The organism is Promicromonospora sp. NPDC023987, from assembly GCF_040639055.1.
Lineage (GTDB): Bacteria > Actinomycetota > Actinomycetes > Actinomycetales > Cellulomonadaceae > Promicromonospora.
In genome coordinates, this window is sequence record NZ_JBEZZF010000161.1 from 1 (window position 1) to 1,302 (window position 1,302).

A 1,302-nucleotide genomic window follows, 5' to 3' on the forward strand; every position below is an offset into this window, starting at 1 on the left:
TATCAAGCACACTGTTGAGTTCTCAAACAACCGACGCACACCGTCAGACCCGCAATCTTTCCGATCGCTTCCCTGTCCGGGGCAGTTCCTCTAACTTACCAGATTCTTTCGGCCGATCAAATTCGCTTCCGTTCTCAGAACTGGAAGGAATTGCATCCACCTGCCGAATTCGGCACCACACCATTTCCGGGGAACACGAAGCTTCCCGGACCTACGATGTGGGTTTCAACCCCGGCGCGGCCACCCCACCGTTTCCGGTTGGTGTCCGTCTGCCCGTCGGGCTGACCTGGAGAACATTACACACGATCCCCGGCAGACGCCACTTCGCTCGGAGTGGCCTGCGGCACACCATGTTTCCGCAGGTCAGGGCGCCTTTTGAACTGGTCGTGGCACACCATCGGGCAACACTTGTGACGGGGGACACGCCCGCGGCTGCCGGATGCGCCTCTCCGGTGGTCGGCAGACCGTCCATTGCCCTGGCCCGCACCCGCATTTTCCCGTTCCGGTCTGTATTCACCGCTCGCGGCCCGGGTACTACGTTCGGACCGTGACCTCCGAGCCCCGGGCGGCGTCCACCGCCCCCACCCAGACATCCACAACACAGGCCGCCCCACCGAGCGTGGTGCAGCACGGGTCGCCGCCCGTACCGGCCGCGCCCCCCGGCGTCGTGCGCAGGGCTACCGCCGAGGACGCTGCCGAGGTCGCGTGGCTCGCCGCGCTCACCTTCCCCCTGGCCTGCCCGCCCGAGGCCTCCGCCGTCGAGATGGCCACCCACATCGCACAGCGGCTGACACCCGCGCACTTCCGGGAGTGGGCGGCCAGCGAGGCGCACGCGCTGCTCGTCCACGACGGCGGCACCGCGCTGCTCGGCTACGCCCTCCTGGTCCTCGGGGCTCCCGAGGGTGCTGCGGAGGCCGACGCCGTGCGGCAGGCGAGCGGGCGCGAGGGCCCATACGTCGAGCTGTCCAAGATCTATGTCCAGCCCGGTGCGCAGGGCCGTGGCGTCGCCGGCGAGCTCATGCGGGCCGCCTCCGACGCGGCGGCCGAGCTCGGTCCGGGCCTGCCGTACTGGCTGGGGACCAACGCGCAGAACCTGCGTGCTCGTGCCTTCTACCGCAAGCACGGCTTCGACGTGATCGGGCGGCGCACCTTCGTGGTGGGCGGCCTCGCGCACGACGACGTGGTGCTGCTGCGCACCAGCCAGCGACTCGCCGGGGCCCGCGTCGAGGTGGCGGGTGCCGATGCGGGCTTCCTCGTCACCGTGGGAGCGGCCTGGTTCGCGACCCTGCTGACCCTCGCCGC

At 69.4% G+C, this 1,302-nt stretch carries 1 protein-coding gene; it reads left to right on the plus strand.

The window, feature by feature from the left end:
- Nucleotides 1-547: 547 nt before the first annotated feature.
- Nucleotides 548-1,302 (plus strand): GNAT family N-acetyltransferase (locus tag AB0F40_RS27515; protein WP_357475519.1); only part of this gene is annotated, 755 nt, incomplete at its 3' end.